The organism is Microbacterium sp. (assembly GCF_047972865.1).
Taxonomy (GTDB): domain Bacteria; phylum Actinomycetota; class Actinomycetes; order Actinomycetales; family Microbacteriaceae; genus Microbacterium.
The window spans coordinates 1-7971 of sequence record NZ_JBKEAY010000013.1 but is presented as its reverse complement, the minus strand read 5'-3'; the positions used below and the strand labels follow the sequence as shown (position 1 = coordinate 7971).

7 protein-coding genes are annotated in these 7971 nt (G+C 70.7%); 5 read left to right on the top strand and 2 right to left on the bottom strand.

Annotation, left to right across the window (positions count from 1 at the left end; all coding sequences use genetic code 11):
• The 4 genes from ACK5KK_RS00685 to ACK5KK_RS00670 form a co-directional block, all read left to right on the top strand.
• Positions 1–1314: ABC transporter substrate-binding protein (locus ACK5KK_RS00685; RefSeq protein WP_416888168.1), on the top strand; the 1314-nt coding region annotated here is incomplete at its 5' end.
• An 11-nt stretch (positions 1315–1325) separates the two neighbouring features.
• Positions 1326–2390: an ABC transporter permease gene (locus ACK5KK_RS00680; RefSeq protein ID WP_416888167.1), complete on the top strand. Its 1065-nt coding sequence runs from the start codon at positions 1326–1328 to the stop codon at positions 2388–2390.
• A gap of 1 nt (position 2391) precedes the next feature.
• The gene (locus tag ACK5KK_RS00675) at positions 2392–3384 is read left to right on the top strand and encodes an ABC transporter permease (RefSeq protein ID WP_416888166.1); all 993 of its coding nucleotides are present in this window, start codon (positions 2392–2394) and stop codon (positions 3382–3384) included.
• Positions 3381–5036, top strand: a complete 1656-nt coding sequence (locus ACK5KK_RS00670; RefSeq protein WP_416888165.1) for a dipeptide ABC transporter ATP-binding protein — start codon at positions 3381–3383, stop codon at positions 5034–5036. Before ACK5KK_RS00675 ends, ACK5KK_RS00670 begins: the two co-directional genes overlap by 4 nt.
• 13 nt (positions 5037–5049) lie before the next feature.
• Here ACK5KK_RS00670 and ACK5KK_RS00665 read toward each other — a convergent pair whose 3' ends face one another.
• Together ACK5KK_RS00665 and ACK5KK_RS00660 are read right to left on the bottom strand one after the other, a co-directional pair.
• Complete coding sequence (locus tag ACK5KK_RS00665; RefSeq protein WP_416888164.1) at positions 5050–6390, bottom strand: uracil-xanthine permease family protein; 1341 nt, start codon at positions 6388–6390, stop codon at positions 5050–5052.
• Positions 6391–6452: 62 nt separating this feature from the next.
• A complete protein-coding gene (locus ACK5KK_RS00660) occupies positions 6453–7337 on the bottom strand; it encodes a phosphoribosylaminoimidazolesuccinocarboxamide synthase (RefSeq protein WP_416888163.1) in 885 nt (294 codons plus the stop codon).
• An 88-nt stretch (positions 7338–7425) separates the two neighbouring features.
• Here ACK5KK_RS00660 and ACK5KK_RS00655 point away from each other — a divergent pair, with 88 nt between their 5' ends.
• Positions 7426–7938 carry a septum formation family protein gene (locus tag ACK5KK_RS00655; protein WP_416888162.1) on the top strand — a complete coding sequence of 171 codons (513 nt, stop codon included), beginning with the start codon at positions 7426–7428 and terminating at the stop codon, positions 7936–7938.
• Positions 7939–7971 lie beyond the last annotated feature (33 nt).

Sequence of the window (7971 nt, the reverse complement as noted above, 5' to 3'; positions counted from 1 at the left end):
GGGCTGAAGTGGGCCAACGGCAACGACCTCACCTCCGCCGACGTCAAGTTCTCGTTCGACCGCAACGTCGCCATCGCCGACCCCAACGGCGCGTCGAGTCTGCTCTACAACCTCGACAGCGTCGAGACGCCCGACGAGACGACCGTCGTGTTCCACCTGAAGACCGAGAACGACCAGGTCTTCCCCTTCATCCTCACGAGCTTCCCGGGCGCGATCGTCGACGACGAGGTGTTCGCCGCCGATGCCGTCACTCCCGATCAGGACATCGTCGACGCCAACGCGTTCGGCGGGCCCTACGCGATCACGTCGTGGGACTTCAACAAGACGGTCGAGCTGGCGCCCAACGAGAACTACCAGGGGCTGATCGACGCTCCCGCCAACTCGGGCGTCATCGTCAGCTACTTCGCGGACTCGTCCAACCTCAAGCTCGCCGTGCAGCAGGGCGACGTGGACGTCGCCCACCGCAGCCTGTCGGCCACCGACGTGGAAGACCTGAGCACCAACGGGGCCGTCGCCGTCATCGACGGCCCCGGCGGCGAGATCCGCTACATCGTCTTCAACTTCGACACCCAGCCGCACGGCGCGGCGACCGCCGAGGCCGACCCGGCCAAAGCGCTCGCGGTGCGCCAGGCGGTCGCCCATCTGCTCGACCGCGACGCGATCTCCGAGCAGGTGTACAAGGGCACCTACACGCCGCTGTACTCGTACGTCCCGGAGGGATTTGCGGGAGCGACCGAAGTGCTCCTGGGCCTGTACGGCGACGGTCAAGGCGGACCGGATGCCGCGAAGGCCGCCGCCGTGCTCGACGCCGCCGGGGTCACCACCCCGGTCGCCCTCAGCCTGCAGTACAGCCCGGACCACTACGGACCGTCGTCGGGTGACGAGTACGCGCTGGTGAAGTCGCAGCTCGAAGCCGATGGCCTCTTCGCCGTCGACCTGAAGTCGACCGAGTGGGTGCAGTACTCCAAGGACCGCGTCGCCGACGTCTACCCGGCCTACCAGCTGGGCTGGTTCCCGGACTACTCCGACGCCGACAACTACCTGACGCCGTTCTTCCTCGCCGACAACTTCATCGGCAACCACTTCAGCGACGCGCAGACCGAGGAATTGATCCTGAAGCAGGCCGTTGAGCCCGACCCGGCGGCACGCACGCAAGACATCGAAGCCATTCAGGCGCGCGTCGCGGAGCTGCTTTCGACGGTGCCGCTGCTGCAAGGAGCGCAGGTGGCCGTTACCGGCACCGACGTCGAGGGGCTGGTGCTCGACTCGTCGTTCAAGCTGCGGTTCGCCTCGATCACGAAGAACACCCCGTAGCAGAGGACCGCATGAGCACTGAGGGCGCGGCGACGCCCGCGGTCGCCGCTGTCTCGGCCAACACGTTCGGGCGATACCTGCTGGTGCGGGCGCTGCTGATCGTGCCCACCGTGCTCATCCTGGTCACCCTCGTCTTCTTCCTCCTCCGCCTCACCGGCGACCCCGTCACCGCGGCGCTGGGCGGGCGGCTCACGCCCACCCAGCTCGCCGAGCGTATCCACGAGGCCGGCTACGACCGGCCGGTGTGGCAGCAGTACCTGGAGTACCTCCGCCAGGTCGCGACGTTCGACTTCGGGACGACCCTCACCGACAACCAGCCGGTCACCGAGGTGCTGCTCACCTACGGCGGCGCCACCCTCGAACTCGTGCTGTACGCCTCCGCCGTGGCGCTCGTGCTCGGCATCCCGCTCGGCATGCTCGCCGCCGCGATGCGCGACCGGTGGCCGGATGCGCTGCTGCGGGTCTCGGCGATCCTCCTCTACGCGACCCCGGTGTTCTTCGCGGGCCTGGTCGGCAAGCTCGTCTTCTCGGTGTGGCTGGGGTGGCTGCCCGTCAGCGGGCGGGCCGGGGTGCGCACCGAGCTGGCGCTGACCCGCGACGGCGGCACCGGCATCTACCTCATCGACGCGATCGCCTCGGGCAATCCCGCCTACGTGCAGGACGTGCTCGCCCACGCCGTGCTGCCCGCGCTCACCCTCGGGTTGCTGACGGCGGGCATCTTCCTGCGCCTCGTGCGCACCAACGTCATCGGCACCTACACGATGCCGTACGTGGATGCCGCGCGCTCGCGCGGCGTGAACGAGTTCCGCCTGGTGCGCACGCACGCGTTCCGTCCGGCCCTCATCCCGATCATCACCGTCATGGGCATGCAGATCGCCCTCATGCTGGGCGGGGCGGTGCTGACCGAGACGACCTTCGAGTGGAAAGGCCTCGGGTTCCAGCTGGCCGCCTACCTGTCCGCCCGCGACTTCGTCGCGGTGCAGGGGATCGTCGCGCTCATCGCGGTCATCGTGGCGGTCACGAACTTCTTCGTCGACATCGTCGCCGCCTTCATCGACCCGCGGGTGAGGTACTGACATGGCCCGCCGGCGAATGCTCCAGCGACTGCCCGTCGTGCGCCAGGTGCGCCAGAGCGTGGGCCTGCAGCGCGGCATGCTCGTCGCGGGGCTCGTGCTCACCGCGGTGTTCCTGCTGTGCGCCATCCTGGCCCCGTGGGTCGCGCCGTACGGCTACAACCAGTTGCGCGACGCCGACGGCAACTTCGGGGCACAGCAGCCGCCGTCCGCGGCGCACCCGCTGGGGACGACCGTCGGCGGGTACGACGTGCTGTCGCGGGTGATCTGGGGCGCCCAGACGGCGCTCCTGGTCATCCTGGTGGCCCTCGCGCTCTCGGTGATCGTCGGGGTGCTGCTGGGACTGGTCTCCGGGTACCTGGGCGGCTGGGTCGACCGGGTGCTGGTGGTGATCGCCGACGCGGTCTACGCCTTCCCGACGCTGCTGCTGGCCATCGTGGCGGCCATCGCCATCAGCGGGGGGCAGTCCGGGCTGTGGCCGGGGGTGCTCGCGGCGGCGGTGTCGATCACGGTCGTGTTCGTTCCGCAGTACTTCCGGGTGGTGCGCGCCGAGGTGGTGCGGGTCAAGGCGGAGGCGTTCGTCGAGTCGGCGAAGGTCATCGGGGCATCCACACCGCGCATCATGTTCCGCCACGTGCTGCGCAACTCCACCCGCACACTGCCGCTGATCGTCACCCTGAACGCCTCGGAGGCCATCGCCACCCTCGCCGCGCTCGGGTTCCTCGGTTTCGGCATCGAACCGACGGCGGCCGCCGAATGGGGGTACGACCTCAACAAGTCGATCAGCGACGTCGCGGCGGGCATCTGGTGGACGGCGGTGCCGCCGGGGCTCGCGATCGTGCTGGTCGTGCTCGGCATCACGCTGATCGGCGAGAGCCTCAACGACCTGGCCGACCCGCGCCTCCGGGCGCGGCGCCGTGCCGTCGCGACCACCCCGGCGGACGCGGTGGACGAGACCGAGCCGGCCTCGCGCGAGGAACGGGGGGAGGTGCCGTGAACCCGCAGCAGGCCACCGGAGCGGATGCCGTCGACATCCGCGACCTCGACGTGCGCTTCACGACCGACGCCGGCGACGTCCGCGCCGTGCACGGGGTGAGCCTGTCGGTGGCGCGCGGCGAGGTGCTCGCGATCGTGGGGGAGTCCGGCAGCGGCAAGACGGTCACGGCGCGCTCGATCCTGGGCCTCCTGCCCGAGACAGCGGCCACGCGCGGGGCGGTCGTGCTGGGCGGCGCCGACGTCACCGGGCTCGGCTCGGCGAGATTGCGCGAACTGCGCGGCACGGCCGCGGCGATGATCTTCCAGGAGCCGTCACTGGCGCTGAACCCCGTGTTCACGGTGGGGTGGCAGCTGATCGAGGGTCTGCGCGCGCACGGGCGGTGGACCCGACGGGCCGCGAGAGCGCGCGCCGTCGAGATGCTGCGCCGTGTCGGCATCCCGCAGCCGGAGCGGCGCGTCGACGACTACCCGCACCAGTTCTCCGGCGGGCAGAAGCAGCGCATCGTCATCGCGATGGCTCTTGCGCTGGAGCCGTCGGTCATCATCGCCGATGAACCGACCACGGCCCTCGACGTCACCGTCCAGGCCGACATCCTCGACCTGCTGCGCCGGCTGCGCGACGAGGACGGCACCGCGATAGTGCTGATCACCCACAACATGGGGGTCGTCGCCGACCTCGCCGACCGGGTGGCGGTCATGCTCGACGGCGAGATCGTCGAGACCGCCGCGGTGCGCGACCTGTTCGCCCAGCCGCAGAGCGACTACACCCGCCGGCTGCTGGCGGCGGTGCCGCGGGTGCAGCTCGTCGACCGGCAGGCGCCGATGGCGGCGGAGGCGGCGGATCCGGTCGTGGTGGCCGACGAGCTGGTGATCGAGTATGCCGGGCGGTTCGGACGCCGCGGTTTCCGGGCGGTCGACCGGGTGAGCTTCCAGATCGCGCCGGGCGAAGTGCTGGGCCTAGTGGGGGAGAGCGGCTCCGGCAAGACCACCATCGGCCGGGCGATCGCAGGACTGACTCCCGTGGCGGACGGGTCGTTGCGGGTGCTCGGGGCGCAGCTGCGCGGCATCCGCGAGCGAGACTTCCGGCCGCTGCGGCGCGAGCTGGGGTTCGTGTTCCAAGACCCCGCGACGAGCTTCAACCCGTTGCTGACCGTCGCCCAGAACGTCGCGGAGCCGCTGCGGGTGCACCGCGACGCCGCGGGGGTCCGCGACCGGGTGCGCGAGCTGCTGGCGGCAGTGCAGCTGCCCGCCGAGTTCGCCGGACGTTTCCCCCACGAGCTGTCCGGCGGGCAGCGGCAGCGGGCCTCGCTCGCGCGGGCGCTGGCGCTGGACCCCGCGTTGCTCATCGCCGACGAGCCCACCAGCGCGCTGGACGTGTCGGTGCAGGCGCGGGTGCTCGACCTGCTCGCCGACCTGCAGGAGCGGTACGGCTTCGCGATGCTGTTCATCACGCACGACCTCGCCGTCGTCGACCTGCTGGCTCACCGGGTCGCGGTGCTCCACCACGGCGCGATCGCCGAGCAGGGTCCCACGGCGCGGGTGCTCGGCGACCCGCACGACGACTACACCCGTCGGCTCATCGCCTCGCTGCCGGTTCCCGATCCGGTGGCCCAGGAGCACCGCCGGGCACGTCGGCATCCGCCGGCATCCTGACCGGGCGCGACGATCAGCGCGGGTCGCCGCCGAGCGGTCCGATCGGCCCGATGGGCCCGCCGTCGTCGGCACCGGTGCGGCGCCAGCGTGCGATGGCGTTGCCGCCGTGATAGATCACGAGCGCCGCGACCGTGCCCAGCACGATCCCGCCGAACTGCAACTGCTCCCACGTCAGCGAGAAGCCGGCGATCGCCACGACGAACGACACTGCGACGGTGAACTGGTTGACGGGGCGGGAGAAGTCGACCCGGTTGTCGACCCAGATCTTCATCCCGATCACCCCGATCAGCCCGTACAGCGCGGTGGTCACCCCGCCGAGCACGCCGGGCGGGATGCTGAAGAACAGTGCGCCGATCTTCGGCGAGAACGACAGTGCGATCGCCAGCAGGCCCGCCACCCAGTACGCCGCGGTGGAGTAGACGCGGGTCGCGGCCATGACCCCGATGTTCTCCCCGTAGGTCGTGGTACCCGATCCGCCGAACGCCCCCGCGAGGGTCGTGGCCAGGCCGTCGGCGACCAGTGCCCTCCCGGTGCGGCCGTTGATCATCGGGTCCTCGGTCATCGTGGCCACCCCGCGCACGTGGCCGACGTTCTCGGCGATGAGCACCAGCACGACCGGCAGGAACATCGGCAGCAGCGCCCACGCGGCGGCGTCGCCGAACGCGGGCAGGTGGAACTCGGGGAAGCCGATCCACGCCGCCGTCTCGACCGCCGTCAGATCGACCTGGCCGGTCACCACGGCCACGACGTAGCCGAGCACCACCCCCAGGAAGATCGAGACGCGGCCGAGGAAGCCGCGGAAGAACACGCTGAGCACGATGACGGCGACCAGCGTGAGGGTGGCCAGTGCCGGCTGCTGCTGGAAGTTGCTCCACGCGACGGGTGCGAGGTTCAGGCCGATGAGGGCGACGATCGCCCCTGCGACCACCGGCGGCATGAGCTTCTCGATCCAGCCGGTGCCGACCGCCTGCACCACGAACCCGACGCCGGCCAGCAGCAGGCCCGACACGACGACACCGACCAGCGCCTGACTGATCTGAGCGCCCGACTCCAGCGGGTTGCCGCCGTTCAGGGCCGTGATCGGGGCGATGAAGGCGAACGACGAACCGAGGTAGCTGGGGAGCTTGTTGCGGGTCAGCACGAGGAACAGCAGGGCCCCCAGGCCCGAGAACAGCAGCGTCGTCGACACCGGGAACCCGGTCAGCAACGGCACCAGGAACGTGGCGCCGAACATCGCGACGACGTGCTGGGCGCCGATCGCGATCGTGCCGCCCCACGTCAGCCGTTCGGTGGGGGCTACGACGGCCCCGGGGGCGACGCGGCGACCGTTGCCGTGCAGGGTCCAGATCGGCATGAGGGCACTCCTCGGGGGACGACGACGGGGGTTCGGCATCACACCCTACTCGCGCCGCCCGGTCACCCCGTGAGGCGCGCGATCAGCTCCCGATAGCTGGCCGCCGTCCGCGCCACGATCTCGGCGGGAAGATTCGGGGGCGTACCTCGCCGATCCCAGTTCGCCGCGAGCCAGTCGCGCACGATCTGCTTGTCGAAGCTCGCCATGCGCTCCGCCGGAGTGGAGCCGGCGCGCCAGGCCTCGGCATCCCAATACCGCGACGAGTCGCTCGTGAGCACCTCGTCGGCGAGGGTCAGCACCCCGGCGCCGTCGACCCCGAACTCGAACTTGGTGTCGGCGAGGATGAGGCCGCGGTCCTCCGCGGTCGCCGCCGCACGGGCATAGATCTCCAGGGAGGTGTCGCGCAGCTGCGCGGCGCGGTCGGCACCGACCAGGTCGACGGCGCGTGCGAACGAGATGTTCTCATCGTGCTCACCCAGCGGCGCCTTGTAGGCGGGTGTGAAGATCGGCTCTGGCAGACGGTCGCCGTTGCCGAGGCCGTCGGGCAGGGGGATGCCGCATACGGTGCCCGCCTCCCGGTATTCGGCCCAGCCCGACCCGGTGAGGTAGCCGCGCACCACACACTCGATCGGCTGCATGTCGAGGGCGCGCACCACCATGGCACGGTCGGCGACGGGGTGGGGGGCGTGGGCCCCGGGCACGAGGTGGTTCGGGATCGGGGTGCCGCCGGCGGGGGAGGCCAGCCGGTCGAACCACCACAGGCTGAGTCGGGTGAGGAGGGCCCCCTTCCCCGGGATTCCGGGCTCCAGCACGTGGTCGAACGCGCTCACGCGGTCGCTGGCGACCACCAGCATCCGGTCGGCGCCGTCGTCGGGCCGATACAGATCGCGCACCTTTCCGGAGTAGGTGTGGGTCCAGCCGGGCAGAGAGTAGGGCGCATCCGTCACCCGCCCATTATCGACGGTGTGGTTCGTGCTGGCCGTGCCAGCCGGTGTATGTTGACGGGAGCCAATCAGTCTGGACCCGAGGATGGACATGAGGCATCGAATCACCGCGCTCGCGTTGGGCGGCGCCCTTGTCGCCAGCACCACCCTGCTCGGCGGATGTTCGATCGTACAGAGCGTGCTGGGCGGGGACACCGCGGTGCGCGACCAGGAGTCCGCCGAGATCACCGAGGGCGGCACGATGGACGTGTTCACCCTCGCCGTCGGCGACTGCTTCGATGACGAGGGCGGCGACGCCGGCGAGATCTCCGAGCTGCCGGTCGTGCCGTGCGCGGAACCGCACGACAACGAGGTCTTCTACGAGTTCGCGCTCGCCGACGGCGAGTTCCCCGGTAACGACGAGATCTACGCCGAAGCCGACGCCGCGTGCCTCGAGGAGTTCACCTCGTTCGTCGGCACCAGCTACGAGGAGTCCGTGTACGGGTTCCTCTACCTGACACCCACCAAGGGCGGCTGGTCCGAGCTCGGCGACCGCATCGTGCAGTGCTACCTGTACGAGCCCGGCGAGAAGCTCACCGGCTCCGCCGCCGGCACCGCCCGCTGACCCACCCGCCCTCCCGCCTGCCCGCCCGCCCGC